Here is a 16,214-nt window from a genome sequence, read left to right as displayed (position 1 = left end):
CGCCGCAGCCCGTGGTGGTGCCGCGCTCGCCGGCGGCGCATCGACCGCATACAGCCTGGGCGCCGCAGGGCAGACGGGCGCCTCGGGCGTGGCGAGCGGACTGGGCGGTGTCGCCCGGGCCGCTGGATCGGCCGCGACATCGCCGCTTCGACGCGCCGCCGAGCGCACATCGTCGAGCATGCGCTCTAGCTTCGCCGACGGAGCCCGGTCCGCCTTCGAGGCAACCGGCGGCTCCTCGACCATGGGCACCGTCGGCGAAGCTGCCAACGACGCGACGCCGGGTCCTGCAGGCGGCGATCAGCCGCCCGCCTGGGCCCGCCGGATGAAGCGCTCCCAACAGATGAGCCACGCCGTCTCGACCACCGTCCATGCGGTGCGCAGCGGCGACAGCCACGGCGGCGGCTCTTCCATCAATCTCTCCGAAGGTGACCGCTGATGTTTCGACGACCCTCGACCCACTATGGAAAAGCTCCCGAACCCGAAACGCCGTACCTGCGCGCCGCCCAGGTGTGGGATGACCGCATCGGCTCGGCCCGCGTCCAGGCGCGCAACTGGCGCCTGATGGCGTTCGGGTCGCTCTTCCTGTCGGCCGGGTTCGCGGCGGCGCTGGTCTGGCAATCGGCGCGCGGCACCGTCGTTCCGTGGGTGGTTCAGACGGACCGGCTCGGTCAGGCGCAGGCGATCGCCCCGGCGACGCCCGACTATCAGCCGACCGACCCGCAGATCGCATTCCACCTCGCACGCTTCATCGAGCAGGTCCGCTCGATCCCGGCGGACGCGATCATCGTCCGGCAGAACTGGCTGCGCGCCTATGACTTTACGACGGACCGGGGCGCCGCCGCGCTCAACGACTACGCGCGCTCGAACGACCCCTTCACCAAGGTCGGCCGCCAGCAGATCGCGGTAGACGTTTCCAGCGTGATCCGCGCCTCTCCCGACAGTTTCCGGGTCGCATGGACTGAGCGCCGCTACGAGAACGGCCAGCTCGCCGACACGACGAGATGGACGGCGATCCTCACCATCGTCGTCCAGATTCCGCGCAACGCCGACCGGCTGCGCGCCAATCCGCTGGGTATCTACGTCAACGCAATTTCATGGTCACGGGAGCTGGGGCAATGACGATGCCGATTTTCCGTAAAGCCGGAGAACCGGCTTTCCGTATTCACACATTGGCGGTTTTGCTGCTGTCCGCCACCGCACTCGCCGGCTGCACGACGACGCAGAGGCCGCCCGAGATCAGCTACGACGACGCGCCCGCCGCCGTGCAGACTGTCGATCCGCCCGCGCCAGTCCGGGTGGTCGAGCTGCCGAGGCCGCTCCCACTGCCCGGCCAGATGAAGCCAGTCGAGGAATCGCGGCGTGCGCCTGAACCCGCCGATCCCACGGCGCGGGTCAATCAGGCCAACGCCGCCGCCCGCATCCAGCCGGTGCGCGACGGCTTCATCAACTCCATGCAGGTCTATCCCTTTACGCAAGGGGCGCTCTACCAAGTCTACACCGCCGTCGGGCAGATCACCGACATCGCCCTACAGCCTGGCGAACAGCTCGTCGGCTCTGGCCCGGTCGCCGCCGGCGATACGGTGCGCTGGATTATCGGCGACACGCAGAGCGGTTCCGGGGCAACCCTTCAGGTCCACCTCCTGGTGAAGCCCACCCGCGCCGACCTGATGACCAACCTCGTCATCAACACCAACCTGCGCACCTATCACATGGAGCTGCGCTCGACCGAGCGCACCTATATGGCCTCGGTCTCCTGGCAATATCCGCAGGACCAGCTCATCGCGCTCCGGCGCCAGAACGCCGAGGCGCAGGCGACCCAGCCGGTGGCGACCGGCGTCGATCTCTCGCGCATCAATTTCCGATACGAGGTCACCGGCGACCGCGCCGCGTGGCGTCCGCTACGCGCCTATGACGACGGCCGGCAGGTCTTCATCGAATTCCCGAGGGGGATCGGCCAGGGCGAAATGCCGCCGCTGTTCGTCGTCGGCGCCGAGGGTAACACTTCCGAACTGGTCAACTACCGGGTCCGCAACAACTACATGATCGTCGATCGGCTCTTTGCGGCCGCGGAGCTGCGCTTCGGCTCCGGCGACAGCCAGAAGCGGGTCCGGATCACCCGCACCGACAGGAGGCCCGCGTCGTGAGCGAAGACCGGAACGAGGAAGAGGAAGCCGGCGCGCCGCTGACGGGCTCGGCGCCGGAGGCGGCCGCCCCGATGCGGCTGCGCGCCGAGGCCCCGCGTGCCACGCGGCTGTCGCGCAAGGTTCTCGCCGGGCTCGGCCTGGTGGCGAGCCTGGGTCTCGGCGGCGCGCTAGTCTACGCGCTCCAGACCCGCAACGGCGGGCGGCCGCCCGAGGAACTCTATTCGACCGACAATCGCTCGACGGCGGACGGCCTTCAGGGTCTGCCGCGGGACTATACCGGCGTGCCGCAGCTCGGGCCGCCGCTCCCCGGCGATCTCGGCCGACCGATCGTCAGCGCTCAGAACCGCGGCCAGCCCGTGCCAACGCCCGGCGTCGCGCCGGTGCAGCCCGGCATCAGCCCGGAGGAGCAGCGCCGCCTACAGGAGATCGAGACGGCGCGGACTAGCCGGCTGTTTGCGGCCTCGGAAGCGCGCACCACGACGCCGGCGCCGACGAGCACGCAGACGCTGGCGCAGTCCGATCTCACGAGCCTTGGCCTCGCGCCGCCGGCGGCGACGCCAACGGCTCAGGAGCGGCAGCAGGCCTTCCTCAACGCTCCGGTTGACCGGCGCACTGTCGCGGCCGATCGCGTCGCCGCGCCAGCGTCGCCGAACATCCTGCAGGCGGGCGCGGTCATCTCGGCGGCGCTGATCACCGGCATCCGTTCGGACCTCCCGGGTCAGATCACCGCCCAAGTCACCGAGAACATCTACGACAGCCCGACCGGCCGCATCCTTCTCGTCCCGCAGGGCACGCGCGTGATCGGCCAGTACGACAACAACGTCCAGTTCGGGCAGAGCCGCGTCCTTCTCGTGTGGAACCGCCTGATCTTCCCAAATGGCAGGAGCATCGTGCTCGAGCGGCAGCCTGGCGCGGACGCGGAGGGCTATGCCGGCCTCCAGGATGGCGTCGACTACCACTGGTGGGATCTCGCCAAGGCGGCTGGCCTCTCGACGCTGCTCAGTGTCGGCGCTGAGCTCGCCACCAATGACGATGACCGGCTTATCCAGGCAATCCGCAATGGCGGCCAGGACACGATCAACGACGCTGGCCAGCAGATCATCCGGCGCCAGCTCAACATCGCCCCGACGTTGATGATTCGACCCGGTTTTCCGGTGCGAGTGATCGTGACCCGCGATCTGGTGCTCGAACCTTACGGAGGCTGAGATGACCAAACTCAAGCTCGGCGCGATCGCCGACGACAAGCCGATCAAGGTGACGGTCGAGCTACCGGCGCCGCTTCACCGGGATCTCGTTGCGTATGCGGAGGTCCTGGCGCAGGAGACGGGACAACAGGTCTCGGATCCAGCCAAGCTCATTGCCCCCATGGTCCAGCGCTTCATCGCCACTGATCGCGGCTTCGCTCGGGCGCGTCGAAGCCTATCAGACAAGGGATAGACAGCCGATCGCTCAAGAAGCCTTGAAAGGATGACACCTTAAGAAGCTCGCGGTGACGGGTCGATTTATTCAAACGGGGGAAGGAAGCTCCGCTTAATGCAAGCTCTCTTCATGAGGGGCAGCAACCCCTGCGCCAAATTCATTATGCCCTATGCCGAAGCGATTGCACCATCATCACAACGCATCACTTTCTCCCGGCTATTTGGCTGTCCAACTGCCCTTGGAGTTGCTCCAGATATGTCCTTAAAAGGGCCACGCGTCGCGGGCGGAAACTTCGATCGGTTGATCTGAGCGCTGTTATCCGGTCGGTCCTGAACATCCGGAAATCTTCGCGTAGGCAGCACCAAGAAAGAACGGTAACGCAGTCCTCGTTATATACGAGGGAAAGCGGCAGAATCTCGCGCTCGCTCTCGTGGTTCTTCTGATCATGATAGCTGATTTTTACTGCCACCTCCTGCCAGCATGCACTACGCAAAGGCGCAAGGTCCATGTCGTCGGCATATCGGGGTGTGGGCTGAAAAACGCGCGCAATTGCGTGGATAAGTTGTCGACCACGCTCATCTGAAAGCGTGGCTGCAACCTTGCTGAGGACAGAGGCCGCCGCCCTCGCCAGCATTGGATCACCCCAGGAACCAACCTCGGCCAAACCGAGCGCGAGCGCTTCGATTTCGTCACGATCCAACGATTGCGGCGGCAGTGACGGGTCTTCAATCAGCTTGTAGCCATAGCCACGTTGCCCTTCGATCCGTGCGCCGGCTGCGCGGAGCGCATCAATGTCACGATATAAGGCTCGGATGGACACGCCGATTTCGTCGGCAAGACGCGCTGCAGTGATCGGCGGCGCCATCACGCGGATTAGCTGGAGGAGGCGTAGGAGTCGATCGGCTCGCGGCATCGCTTACTGACGGATATTGGCAGTTGCCCCAAGCTATACCGTCATTGGGCGACCAAAGCCAGCACTGCCCATATCGTATTGGAGAGAATAATGACCTTTACTGTAACTACCCATCTCAACTTCAGTGGCCATGCCCGCGCGGCGCTCGACTTCTATGCCCGCGTATTCGACGGCGAACGGGTTTTGATGACCTATGAAAAGATGGGTCAGGCTGACGCCGCCGCCGCGCCGGACCACATCATGTGGGGCCAAGTCGTCTCTAAGGACGGCTTCAGAATCATGGCCTTCGATGTGCGGAAGGATCAAGAATTTGATGCGGGAAAGAACGCATTCTATGTGGCTCTCAGCGGATCGAGCATCGATGACAATAAAGCCCGCTGGTCCCTGCTGGCAGAAGGCGCCACAATCCTACAGGACCTTGCACCCACGCAATGGTCCCCGCTGTTTGGAATGTTGATCGACCGTTTCGGCATCACGTGGGTCGTCGACGTCACGACAGATGACCTACAGTAAATTGCCGCACCCACTTCAGCGTTGAAACACAAGAGAGTCGCAGACATTAAGCAGCTTTCTGAGTGCAGGGTTCGGGCTGTGCTCCAACCATACGGCACTCAAGGCGACGGTTTCTACGCCGTCGCCTGCGCGCACTAACTTAACGCCCTTATCAAGTAACCCTTCTGCAGAACTTGTTGTGATAGCGATGCCACAACCTAGAGCAACCAGGCTGAAAATATACTCTCGACTAGCTTTTTGGCGGATAATCTTTGGCCGAAACCCTAGTGCAGAAACTCGTCTGATTAGATGATCCTCGCTTTCCTCACCCGCTCCGCCCGCGTGTACAAGAAATGTTTCGTGCCTAGCATCGCGCCAAGTGATTTGTGATCGTCCAGCAAATTTGTGAGTGGCCGGGATAACAAAGTACACTTCTTCGTCCCATAGACGTCGGGTTTGATGGTTTGGCAACTGAGGCGTTCCCAAGATAAACGCCACGTCCAAACGACTATCGAGGACGCTCGCTGCGTTTGCTTGTGAAGATGCCTCTTCAAACGTGAGAACAATGCTCGGGAAACGTGCCGTAAACAAACCTAGCACATTGGCTAGAAATCCGGTCGCCATTGAACTGGTAACGCCGATCCGCAATTCTCCCGTATCGCCACGCTGGACCGCTCCAAGCTCCATAGCAGCTTGATGAAGACGCTCTGCGCCAAACTCGGCTTCCCGGATAAATCTTTCCCCCGCGGAGGTCAGGTGCGTCCCAGTCCGGTTCCGCTCGAAGATCGGTACCCCCAGCCGTCGCTCGAGCAAATGTACCCGTCGGCTGACTGTGGATTGTGATAGGCCAAGTGCATCTGCCGCGCGCCGGAAACTGCCATGTCGCGCAACTGCCATAGCGTATTTGAGATAGCGAAGATCAAATACTAAATCTGGCACCGCATTTCGTCCGTGATCAAGTTTCAGGCATTACACGCGCCCGGCGTCGTTACTCTCATTTGAGTGCAGAAATCATCTCGAAGATAACCATCTCTTCCTCTGCTAGACGCGCATTGATCTTCTTGATGTCCTCATTGGCTATTACTGCGCTGGCGATCGAATGAATGGATGCTCACAGCAAATACTCTATTCGGATTGGCAATTCCCTGATCCGCTTGCCGGTGGCATGGAAGATGGCGTTTGCGACAGCCGGCGATGCGCCTGCCATCGCTACTTCGCCGAGGCCTTTCAGACCGGTGGAATTCGCAAGAGGATCTGGCTGGTCGATAAAGCCGACATCGATTGAACCTATGTCTGCGTTAACGGCGACTACATAATCAGCCAGATCGTTGTTGAGATATCCACCGTAGCGCGGATCGATCTCGGTGGCCTCACGTAGGGCCGCGCTAATCGCCCAGACGACTCCGCCTCGGACCTGGCTCGCCGCCGTTCGGGGACTTATGACACGACCACAATCAGCGATGCTAACAACGCGCGGTACTCGGACACGCCGGGTTCTGGTCTCGACCTGAACCTCCACAAAATGGGCAATGTAGCTCATGGTGGTGAACGTCGGATATTCTGGGCCAGCGACGGCAAAGCCCCCTCGGCGCAAAGACGCGAGTGCCTCTGGGCCCTGTCCGGGACCGAGCTCGGTAACTTCAATTTGCAGAGACGGGCGGCGCACGGCCGCTAATTGCCGGTGCAGATTCCCTTGGATACGTCGTCCTGCAAGCAGCTCTGTCATCGCCTCGCGCATGCGCGCTGCCGCCTTGGTCGCGGCCGGGACTGCGCCAGCCGTGCCCCAAGAACCTGCGGTCATGTGCTGGGGAGCTGCGCTGGTGTCGCCAATGACAATCTCCAGCCTATCCGGATCGATAGATAGCGCTTCGAGAAGCACCGTCGCAATTGCAGTACGAATGCCTTGGCCCATTTCATGGCCGGAAGCTTTGTAGAGCGTGGAGCCATCAGCACCGATCCGCAAAGTCGCAACCGCCGGCACCATTCTTGAAGGATACGCCCCGCATGCGACACCCCAACCTATCAAGCTCCCGTCACTGGCCGTCATTGACCCAGGTCGAGCATTGCGCTGCGACCAGCCAAAGCGCCTCGCGCCCTCCTCGAGGCACTCGTTCAGAAAGCGGGAAGAAAAAGGGTGGCCCGTAAGCGGATCGACCCGCCTGTCATTGGCTAATCGCAACGCGACGGGATCGTGCCCCAGCTCGTACGCCAGTTCGTCGACCGCACTCTCGAAGGCGAAACATGCCGCCTGCGGGTGCGGCGCACGCATCCATCCAGGAGGCTGGCGGTCCAGCCTGATGTCTGCAGCGGTGCCGTGATAATTTTCGATCCCGTACATCCGAGCAGGTGCTTCGTGATAATCGGCGACAGGAAATGAGCCGTGGCGTGACTGTTCCTGCTCCGCATCATATGCGGCCGCGATCATCTTGCCCCCGGCGTCCGCGCCTAAACGGATGTGGTGCCGGCTGCGAGGCCGATAGGTGGCTTGGTGGAAGATCTGACCGCGGGGTACTACGATCTTTACCGGACGACCAAGCAGCATTGCAGCTCTTGCGACCAGGACGGTCTGCCGTTGGCTACTTCCGCCTTTCTGCCCGAAGCCGCCGCCGATATAGGCGCTCTTTACGTCAACCATTGCGGGATCGAGACCTAGCGCGCGAGCGGTAGCCACCTTCGTTGCCGCACTGCTTTGGGTTGACTCGTAGAGTGTGAGGCGCCCGTCTTCCCAAATCGCGGCCGTTACCAACAACTCGATCGGATTGTGGTGCTGAGTTGGCGAAGTATATTTCGCTTCTATCGTGATCGCCGCCCTCGCAAACGCGGCTTGGGCATCGCCGAAGATCACGTTTTCCGCTGCATCCCGTTCGCTGTCCTTGCTGTCAATTTCGACCACGAACGGCTCGACTTCAAAGCTTGGGCGGACCAACTCCGCGCCCTCTATGGCTGCCTCAAGGCTTTCAGCTACAACGAGCGCCACGGGCTGACCGCGAAAGGCAATCCGCTGCTCAAGTGATGGCGGCGGTGGCGGCGGTCCAGCTTCACTGACCGGCGGCGGAGAGGGAAAGTCCTCTGGCGTCAGCACCCGCACAACCCCTGCGACGCGAAGTGCGGCCGCAGTGTCAAGCCCTGTCAATCTCCCCTTCGCGATGCGCGACGGCACGATCATCGCATGGAGCATCCGCGACGCCGGCATGTCGCCTGGGTAGCGCGTCAAGCCTTGCACCTTCTCAAGCGCATCAATGCGGGCCCGATCTGGAAACTTACCAGCGCTCATGAGCGGCTCCTTTCGGCAGCAATCATCAAGGCGTCGGCAACCGTCCGTGCGCCAAGTTCGAGCTTGAATCCGTTGTGCCTTCCGGGCTGGGCAGCCTGAAACGCCGCCCGGCCGATCTCGAGTGCCCTGTCAGCTGTTAACCGCCGCCCGGCGAGCATTTGCTCGGCTTCAGTCGCTCGCCAGGGGCGGGTCGCGACACCGCCCACAGCAATGCGAGCTCGAGTAACGCGCCCTCCCTGCAGCTCGAGAGCTACGGCTGCTGAGGCAAGCGCAAAAGCGTATGATTCACGGTCGCGGATCTTATGATAGGTCGAGCTGCGGCCCGCGGGCGTCCTCGGCACCTCGATCGCAGTCACTAATTCGCCTGGAGCCAGAGTGAATTCGAGATGCGGCGTTTCACCGGGCAGGCGATAAAGTTCCGCAATCGGCATATAGCGAGAACCTGCCGCGCCAACTACTTCGATCCGGGCATCCATTGCCGTCAGCGCGACTGGCCAGTCACCAGGCGAGACTGCATTGCATAATGCGCTCACACCCAGCAGAGCTTGCCCACGGTCAAGCCCGCCAATCGCGGCGCAACCGCTGCCTGGCTCGCGCTTATTGCACGGATAAGCCCCATCTGCGCCGTTGCGGAAATACATGCAGCGAGTGCGCTGAAGGAGATTTCCGCCGACGGTCGCCATATTGCGGAGTTGCTGAGACGCAGCTTTCCAAAGGGATTCGGCGAGTACGGGATAGCTGGTCCTGATCGTCTCATGTGACGCGACGGCACTCATCGGAACTGACGCTCCGAACCGCAGCCGGTCCTCGTTGATATCAATTTCATTTAGCCCAGCGATCGCCGTCACATCGATAAGGAACGGCGGCCGCTCGATATTGAGCTTCATCAGATCGTACAGAGTGGTGCCGCCAGCGATGTAGCGCGCGCCTTCTGCCGCGCTGGCAAACGCGCTTATAGCTTCCTTGGCTGTTGTCGGGCGGATATAGGTGAAAGCCTTCATCAGCCCCTCCTCATCTTGGAGGCCGCGTCCTCGATCGCGGCTACGATGCCGACATAGGCACCGCACCGACAGATGTTGCCGCTCATGTATTCGCGAATGCGTTCCGGTGTGCCTGCGTTGCCTTCGTCGACACAGGCCACGGCCGCCATGATTTGCCCTGGCGTGCAGTAGCCACACTGCAGGGCGTCGTGGTCGATGAAGGCCTGCTGCATCGGATGTAGATTACTCCCGTCCGACAAACCTTCGATTGTCAGGATTTGCCGCCCTTCGACCTTTGCCGCAAGGGTGAGGCAAGAAGCAACGCGCCGGCCGTCTACATGGACGGTGCAGGCACCACATTGACCATGATCGCAGCCCTTCTTCGCGCCTGTAAGAGCAAGGCGTTCGCGCAACAGGTCAAGCAGCGATGTTCGGACATCGATTTCGACCTCGACCGCCTCTCGATTAACAGTGGTGTGAACGACGAGAGCTTGAGCCGGTCTTACCTGCAGCGGAGCTACCCGCGGCGTTACATTTTGAGCCATGCCCGATTGGGCATGGGTCAGAGCGGCGGCAACAAGCGCGCCGCTCTTGAGTGCATCACGGCGTGACAGTTTAAGCGCGCCATCCCGTTTCTTGCCTTCATCGTCCGTGAAATCGGCTGCCATGCTGTCTCCTTCATGAAATTGGATCATGCAACGGCTCGGCTCGAGACGTTCAGGCTTGCAGATCGGCGACGTAACGGGCTCGCCTGCATGAGCATGCTTTTGGAAGCGCTGCTTCGAACTACATCTCTTGTTCCCACCACCCGCGGGTATCCACGTTCGCGGCGAGAGCCAGTGCCTCCAATTCAACAATGTCGTCATTGGAAAGCACGATCGCGGCGGCACGGCCTAAGCCGTCGATATGATTGGGTTTGGTGACGCCGATGATCGGCGTCGCGCCCTTGGCTATGGCCCACGCAACCGCGACGTCAGGAGCTTCAGCGCCATGGCTTCGGCCGATCGAGCCAAGCCTGTCGGTTAGCGACTTCATCTGCGGTAGTTTGGCATTGTACGCCTGTGCCCGATTGCTGCCTTCCGGTAGCGGGTTCTGCGGATTGTATTTGCCGGTTAGGGCGCCTTGTTCGAGCACCATGTAGGCGAAGAAGGGGATGCCTTCTTTGGTGCAGAAATCCAGGATGCCATTTTGGTCCGAATTGCGATGCAGCATGCTGTAATGGTTCTGGATGGCCTCAACAGAATACCCGGCATCGCCGAGAATCTGGTTGGCTTGCACGATCTGGCTGAGGTTGTGGTTTGAGAGACCGACGTGTTTGATCTTGCCGCTCTCAAGCAAGGGGATCAGGTGGGGAGTCCACCGCGCCACATCGCCGGGATTGTGAATCCAGTAGAGGTCGATGTAGTCGGTACCGAGACGGGCCAAGCTTTGCTCAAGCATGTCCGCCATCGGATCATCTCCGGTTCCCGCGGCCTGCGGCGTAAACTTTGTGGAGAGCTGAAAGTCGGAACGGGCGAAGCGCTTCAGGACCTCTCCAAGAACGGTCTCCGAGCGCCCCATGCCGTATACGACGGCGGTATCCCAAAGGGTAAATCCGGCCGCATGAGCTCTATCAGCCAACTCTTCGAGGCCGGTCCGGGTCAGCGTACTTCCAAAGTAGCCGTCCCCGCTCGAGCCACTGTCACCCCACGCCCAAGTGCCGAGTCCGACGGCGGGAATCTTCATATTGTCGGTTGTCATGTTTGCTCCGTACTTGATCTGCGACCGGATTTTGTTTGGGCGCGTGCTTTCCACACTGTGATACGAAGCGCATTCGAACCGTGAGCCTGATGCGCCGAGATTTCTGCCTGATCCTCCAGGGATTATCGCATTCGCGTTGATCCCATCGCGCGCACATGCAATGAATCTGTTCATGGAAGAACTGAGAGAAATATCTGCGATAATCACGAAACACGTCTCGAATGACGGTTTCCAAGCCACCCCTATCGAACGCGTGACGCTTGTTCGATCCTCCACCGTGACGATGCCGATGCCGAACATCTACAGGCCTCAACTCTGCCTCGTCGTTCAGGGGCAAAAGGAGGTTTCGCTAGGCGATCACATTTTCAGATACGCTCCAGGCCGCTATGGCGTTGTGACTTACGATTTGCCAGCGATAGGTCATGTGATCGAAGCGACGCCTGACAAACCGTACCTCTGCCTATACCTCGACTTCGATCCCGTAATGCTCGGCGAATTGGCGTCACGTGTTCCGCCGCCGCCGGAAGTGCCATCGCCGCCTATAGGAAAGACGGTGTCCGATGCTAGCGCTGGCCTCCTCGACGCGACGCTTCGCTTGCTGCGCCTACTCGACAATCCTTCCGCGCTGCCCGTCCTCGCACCGCTTGCCGAGCAGGAAATCCTCTACTACCTGCTCGCCGGACCGGATGGAGCAAGGATGCGGCACATCACCTCCGGCCAGGGCCGGGTCGCGCAAGTCGGCCGCGCCATCGCGTGGATCGGTAAGAACTTTCGAGAACGATTCAGCATCGAACGCCTTGCTGCAGAAGTGGGCATGAGCCCCTCAAGCCTCCACGAGCATTTTCGCGCCGTGACAGCCATGACCCCGCTGCAGTTTCAAAAACAGCTCAGGCTTCAGGACGCGCGCAGCCAGATGCTCATTGAGGACATCGATGTTGCGACTGCCGCTTTGCGCGTGGGTTACGAAAGCGCGTCTCAGTTCAGTCGCGAATATCGCCGCCATTTCGGAGAACCGCCATCGCGGGACATAGCGCGCTTGCGCGCTTCACCGGGCTTGGCAGTGGTTGCGTAAGTTCCGACGCAAAGATACCGCCCTCGACTGGAACCTTGCCTATCAGAGCGATTGATCTACGCTCTGGTTCTGACCGCAAAGCCTATCGAGGCCAGGAGAGCCACAGCTTAACTGATCGTCCGATTTGCACTCTATGATACGATATTCCCGCACGCAGCGCTGGCGGGCCTTCCTATTACAGGACCTATTGTTTCTATTCCGAAACCGCAAGCAATAGGAGGCAAACCATGGCCAAGGCGATTGCCATCGACGATTCGCTACGTCGCACTATTCGGCGCCATCAGTTGCGCGCGATGATCCCCCTTGCAGACAGCACCATATACGAAATGGAGCAGCGTGGTGAATTTCCCCGCCGCTTTGCACTATCGCCCAGATGCATCGTCTGGGACTTAGCTGAAGTTGAGGCTTGGCTGCTCGCGCGCCGCGCGGCGCCAATTCGACGTGCTCAGCACCCAGATGTTGCAAAGCGGAAGACGCGGCCGGTCAAAGGGCGGGATCAAGCTCCATCAAGGGCATAGCCGGCGGTAAGAGCACGGGTGCGTGCTTACGCCCATCGACCCACGCATCGATGATGTCCGACCATTCTTGCATCATATGGCGGCGCTGCACCTCGTACTCAGCTTTGTTATAGACGCCACGCGACGAACGTCCGTCTTCGTGCGCCAAGCACTTCTCAATCCAATCGCTGTTGAAGCCCAGTTCGTTGAGCAGGGTCGAGCCTGTGCGTCGGAGATCATGGACGGTAAAGGGCTCCAGCGGCAGCCCCTCCTTCTTCGCTTGCTCGACAACCGCATAGGTCACGCGATTGAACGTAGCGCGCGACATCGGTGCGTCAGCATCGTATCTGGACGGCAGCAAGTATCGTGAGTTACCGGCGCAGGTCTTGAGCGCGATCATGATGTCGAGGGTTTGGCGCGAGAGATATACGTTGTGCGCTTTCGATCGCTTCATGCGCTCCTTCGGAATCGTCCAAACGGCGTTCTCGAAATCCACCTCGTCCCACACTGCGTCCTGTAGTTCGCTCTTCCGCACCATGGTCAGCAGATAGAGCTTCATGCCCAACCGGATCGTCGGCAGGGTCGCAACGTTCTCGAGTTGCCTGAGCATGATCCGGATTTCGGTGGGGGACAGCGAGCGATCCTTCGGCGCAAACGTCGCGATCGACGCTGGCCCCACGTCGTCGGCCGGATTGGCAACCTTCTCACCGTGCAAAATGGCAAAGCCATAGATTTGCTTGAGGATGTCGCGCACGTGGATCGCAGTCGCGGGCGCACCGCGATCCACGATTTTCCCGCAATGCGCGCGCAAGTCGTCCGGCGTGATTTCCGTGAGCAGCCGATTGCGCCAGACTGGAAGCAACTCCCTCTCGAAGATCGAGCGCCTCATCGCTCGCGTACTATCGGCCATTGGCGCATTTACGAGCCATTTTTCGCCAAACTCGCCGAAGCTCTTGGCTTCCTTGATCCGCCGCTTTTCGCGCTGCTTCTCGATCGCAGGAGACCGTCCTTCGCTGACGGCCCTTCTTGCATCAATGCAGAGTTCGCGGGCCCTGGCCAGTGAGATCCCATCGCGGCCGTACTTCCCAAGGTAGACGGTTTCGCGCCGCCCGTTCAGGCGATAATCGAGGCGAAACGAGATCGCTCCCGATGGCATGACTCGAACGTACATGCCGTCCCGGTCCGCCATTTTGTACATCTTGCTCTTCGGCTTCAGCGCCTTGATCGCAGCATCCGTAAGCATTTCCGCGCCACCTCCGAAAAGTACCGTCACGTGGTTTTCGGCGTGCCTTGGCGGAAGTTATGTTTTTTTTCATCGGTTTATACCGAAAAAAGTACCGTCAAGGACGTCATATGCCCTGACGGTACTCGTGATTTTGGCGCTGATCAATATGGGGAAGGCCCGTCACGTGGGCCGCCATCACCGATCTCTGCCTACCGATAGCTCTCGATAGACGTAGAACGATTATTTATTATTTTTCAGTGCGTTACAGCGTACTATGGCGTAGTTTTGGATATTGCCGGATGGGCAAAAATCATTCCCACTCGATGGTGCCGGGCGGCTTGGAGGTGATGTCGTAGGTGACGCGGTTGATGCCGCGCACCTCGTTGACGATGCGCCCCGCCACCCGCGTCAGGAATTCCATGGTGAAGGGATAAACGTCGGCCGTCATGCCATCCGTGCTGGTCACGGCCCGCAGCGCGCAGACGCTGTCATAGGTGCGGCCATCGCCCATCACGCCCACGGTCTTCACCGGCAGCAGCACCGCGAAGGCCTGCCAGATGGCGTCGTAGAGCCCGGCGGCGCGGATTTCCTCCAGGTAGATCGCATCGGCCTTCTGCAGGATCTGCACCTTCTCCCGCGTCACCTCGCCGGGGATGCGGATGGCCAGGCCGGGGCCCGGGAAGGGGTGGCGGCCGACGATCTCCTCCGGCAGGCCCAGCTCGCGGCCCAGCTCGCGCACCTCGTCCTTGAAGAGGTCGCGCAGCGGCTCCACCAGCTTCATCCGCATGTCCTCGGGCAGCCCGCCGACATTGTGGTGCGACTTGATGGTGACCGACGGCCCACCGGTGGCGGAGACGCTCTCGATCACGTCCGGATAGAGGGTGCCCTGGGCCAGGAAGTCGGCGCCGCCGATCTTGGCCTGCTCTTCCTCGAAGACCTCGATGAACAGCCGGCCGATGGTCTTGCGCTTCTTTTCCGGGTCCGTGACGCCTTCAAGCTGGCCGAGGAAGAGGTCGGAAGCGTCGCGATGCACCAGCTTGATGTTGAAGCGGTCGCGGAAGGTGCGGACCACCTGCTCGCTCTCGCCCCCGCGCATCACGCCGTGATCCACGTAGATGCAGGTCAGCTGGTCGCCGATCGCCTCATGGATCAGCACGGCCGCCACCGAGGAATCCACGCCGCCGGAGAGGCCGCAGACCACGCGGCCCTCGCCCACCTGGGCGCGGATGCGCTGGATGGCCTCGGCGCGGAAGGCGGCCATGGTCCAGTCGCCCTGGCAGCCGCAGACGGCATGCGTGAAGTTCTTGAGAAGCTGCGCGCCGTGCGGGGTATGCACCACCTCGGGGTGGAACTGGATGCCATAGAAGTGACGGCTGTCATCGGCCACCATGGCGAAGGGCGCGCCCTCGGAGGTCGCGACGATGCGGAAGCCCTCGGGCAGCCGCGCCACGCGGTCGCCATGGCTCATCCAGACCTGTTCCTTCGCGCCGGGGGCCCAGACATCCTGGGTCAGCGCGCAGGCTTCCTGCACCTCCACATAGGCGCGGCCGTATTCCTGGTGGTCGCTCTTCTCCACCAGGCCGCCGAGCTGCATGCACATGGTCTGCTGGCCGTAGCAGATGCCCAGCACCGGCAGGCCCAGCTCGAAGACGACCTGCGGCGCGCGGGGGCTGCCTTCATCGACGGTGCTGGCGGGGCCGCCGGAAAGGATGATGCCCTTCGGCTCGAAGCGGCGGATGCGCTCGGCTTCGGCGGTGAAGGGCCAGACCTCGCAATAGACACCGGATTCCCGCACCCGGCGCGCGATCAGCTGCGTCACCTGGCTGCCGAAATCGAGGATAAGGATGCGATCGCGGTGGAGGGCTTGGGAGGAGAGGTCGACCATGGGCCAGCTTGCACCACAACCCTGGCTCCGGTGCAAGACGCAAGGCGCCCTCTTGATCCGCGCTGGACGCCCCGGCACCCTGCGCCGGATTCATAAGTGGCCAGGAGCCTGACGCATGCCTTTTCCGACCGATGACCGCGCCTGGAACGATACCCTGCTGTATCTCCTGGAGCGCCGGCGGCCGGGCGAACGCACCCTGGCTCCGGACGAGTTCGCGGACGAGCTGCCCTTCGTGCGCCCCTACAGCCAGCAGAACAGCGGCGAGGAGCCGGCCTATGCCTGGGTAGTGGTCCACAAGGGCATGGTCCCGAGGCTGAACGCCGACTTCATGCGGGACCTGACGTCCTGGTCCGTGCCGGTCTTCGCCAACGAGGTCTTCGTGGTCTTCGCGCGCGAGCCCGGCTTCGCGATGAGCGACGTGAGCGATTCGAACCATGCCAAGGCCCTGCTGAACACCCTGCCGAAGCGCGATGCCGAGCCGGCGGCGGAGCCCGCCCCGGCCCCGGCCGAGCCGGAGCAGCAGGCCGCCCCCTCCCCCGAGCCCGTGCAGGCCGAGGCACCCCAGGCTGAACC

The 16,214-nt window shown here is 61.7% G+C and carries 16 protein-coding genes and 1 pseudogene; 9 read left to right on the top strand and 8 right to left on the bottom strand.

All coding sequences use genetic code 11. The annotated features are described in order from the left end of the window. From IBL25_RS18440 to IBL25_RS18420, 5 genes and pseudogenes are all read left to right on the top strand, one after another. Positions 1–436: pseudogene (locus IBL25_RS18440) on the top strand (P-type conjugative transfer protein TrbL); the annotation flags it as partial. Next, the gene (gene trbF / locus IBL25_RS18435) at positions 436–1,119 is read left to right on the top strand and encodes a conjugal transfer protein TrbF (RefSeq protein ID WP_187779990.1); all 684 of its coding nucleotides are present in this window, start codon (positions 436–438) and stop codon (positions 1,117–1,119) included. The pseudogene IBL25_RS18440 and the gene trbF, both read left to right, overlap by 1 nt. A 2-nt stretch (positions 1,120–1,121) precedes the next feature. Next, on the top strand, positions 1,122–2,144 hold the full coding sequence (gene trbG / locus IBL25_RS18430) for a P-type conjugative transfer protein TrbG (protein ID WP_238940525.1): 1,023 nt from the start codon (positions 1,122–1,124) through the stop codon (positions 2,142–2,144). A gap of 71 nt (positions 2,145–2,215) precedes the next feature. Then, positions 2,216–3,349, top strand: a complete 1,134-nt coding sequence (locus IBL25_RS18425) for a TrbI/VirB10 family protein (protein ID WP_202986811.1) — start codon at positions 2,216–2,218, stop codon at positions 3,347–3,349. Between the two features lies 1 nt (position 3,350). Then, positions 3,351–3,581 (top strand): DUF2274 domain-containing protein, encoded by a 231-nt coding sequence (locus IBL25_RS18420; protein WP_187779987.1) that lies wholly within the window; start codon positions 3,351–3,353, stop codon positions 3,579–3,581. 184 nt (positions 3,582–3,765) lie between these two features. On the opposite strand, the gene IBL25_RS18415 is transcribed toward IBL25_RS18420, so the two are convergent. Further along, positions 3,766–4,476, bottom strand: coding sequence for a helix-turn-helix transcriptional regulator (locus IBL25_RS18415; protein WP_187779986.1), 711 nt, complete (start codon positions 4,474–4,476; stop codon positions 3,766–3,768). A 90-nt stretch (positions 4,477–4,566) separates the two neighbouring features. On the opposite strand from IBL25_RS18415, the gene IBL25_RS18410 reads away from it, so the two are divergent. Then, complete coding sequence (locus IBL25_RS18410) at positions 4,567–4,989, top strand: VOC family protein (protein ID WP_187779985.1); 423 nt, start codon at positions 4,567–4,569, stop codon at positions 4,987–4,989. A 15-nt stretch (positions 4,990–5,004) separates the two neighbouring features. Here the strand turns inward: IBL25_RS18410 and IBL25_RS18405 are convergent, their stop codons facing one another. The 5 genes from IBL25_RS18405 to IBL25_RS18385 form a co-directional block, all read right to left on the bottom strand. After that, complete coding sequence (locus IBL25_RS18405; protein WP_202986808.1) at positions 5,005–5,907, bottom strand: LysR family transcriptional regulator; 903 nt, start codon at positions 5,905–5,907, stop codon at positions 5,005–5,007. Positions 5,908–6,079: 172 nt separating this feature from the next. Then, positions 6,080–8,242: a xanthine dehydrogenase family protein molybdopterin-binding subunit gene (locus tag IBL25_RS18400; RefSeq protein ID WP_187779984.1), complete on the bottom strand. Its 2,163-nt coding sequence runs from the start codon at positions 8,240–8,242 to the stop codon at positions 6,080–6,082. Next, a complete protein-coding gene (locus IBL25_RS18395; RefSeq protein ID WP_187779983.1) occupies positions 8,239–9,243 on the bottom strand; it encodes an FAD binding domain-containing protein in 1,005 nt (334 codons plus the stop codon). Before IBL25_RS18395 ends, IBL25_RS18400 begins: the two co-directional genes overlap by 4 nt. After that, positions 9,243–9,767: a (2Fe-2S)-binding protein gene (locus IBL25_RS18390; protein ID WP_202986810.1), complete on the bottom strand. Its 525-nt coding sequence runs from the start codon at positions 9,765–9,767 to the stop codon at positions 9,243–9,245. The genes IBL25_RS18395 and IBL25_RS18390 overlap by 1 nt, the downstream gene beginning before the upstream one ends. Before the next feature lie 241 nt (positions 9,768–10,008). Further along, the gene (locus IBL25_RS18385) at positions 10,009–10,962 is read right to left on the bottom strand and encodes an aldo/keto reductase (RefSeq protein ID WP_187779981.1); all 954 of its coding nucleotides are present in this window, start codon (positions 10,960–10,962) and stop codon (positions 10,009–10,011) included. Between the two features lie 172 nt (positions 10,963–11,134). Between IBL25_RS18385 and IBL25_RS18380 the strand changes: the two genes are divergently transcribed. Both IBL25_RS18380 and IBL25_RS18375 read left to right on the top strand, forming a co-directional pair. Then, complete coding sequence (locus tag IBL25_RS18380) at positions 11,135–12,034, top strand: AraC family transcriptional regulator (RefSeq protein ID WP_187779980.1); 900 nt, start codon at positions 11,135–11,137, stop codon at positions 12,032–12,034. 227 nt (positions 12,035–12,261) lie between these two features. After that, on the top strand, positions 12,262–12,552 hold the full coding sequence (locus tag IBL25_RS18375) for a helix-turn-helix transcriptional regulator (protein WP_187779979.1): 291 nt from the start codon (positions 12,262–12,264) through the stop codon (positions 12,550–12,552). Here the strand turns inward: IBL25_RS18375 and IBL25_RS18370 are convergent. Then, entirely contained in the window at positions 12,518–13,804 is a 1,287-nt protein-coding gene (locus tag IBL25_RS18370) for a tyrosine-type recombinase/integrase (RefSeq protein WP_456315875.1), read from the bottom strand. The genes IBL25_RS18375 and IBL25_RS18370 overlap by 35 nt on opposite strands. A 262-nt stretch (positions 13,805–14,066) precedes the next feature. Beyond that, positions 14,067–15,641 carry a glutamine-hydrolyzing GMP synthase gene (gene guaA / locus IBL25_RS18365; RefSeq protein ID WP_187779978.1) on the bottom strand — a complete coding sequence of 525 codons (1,575 nt, stop codon included), beginning with the start codon at positions 15,639–15,641 and terminating at the stop codon, positions 14,067–14,069. Positions 15,642–15,756: 115 nt separating this feature from the next. Between guaA and IBL25_RS18360 the strand changes: the two genes are divergently transcribed. Further along, positions 15,757–16,214: hypothetical protein (locus IBL25_RS18360; protein ID WP_202986807.1), on the top strand; the 458-nt coding region annotated here is incomplete at its 3' end.

Origin of the sequence: Pseudoroseomonas ludipueritiae, from assembly GCF_014490445.1 — a bacterium.
In the GTDB taxonomy this organism is placed as follows: domain Bacteria; phylum Pseudomonadota; class Alphaproteobacteria; order Acetobacterales; family Acetobacteraceae; genus Pseudoroseomonas; species Pseudoroseomonas ludipueritiae.
This window is presented reverse-complemented; position numbering and strand designations above follow the sequence as displayed.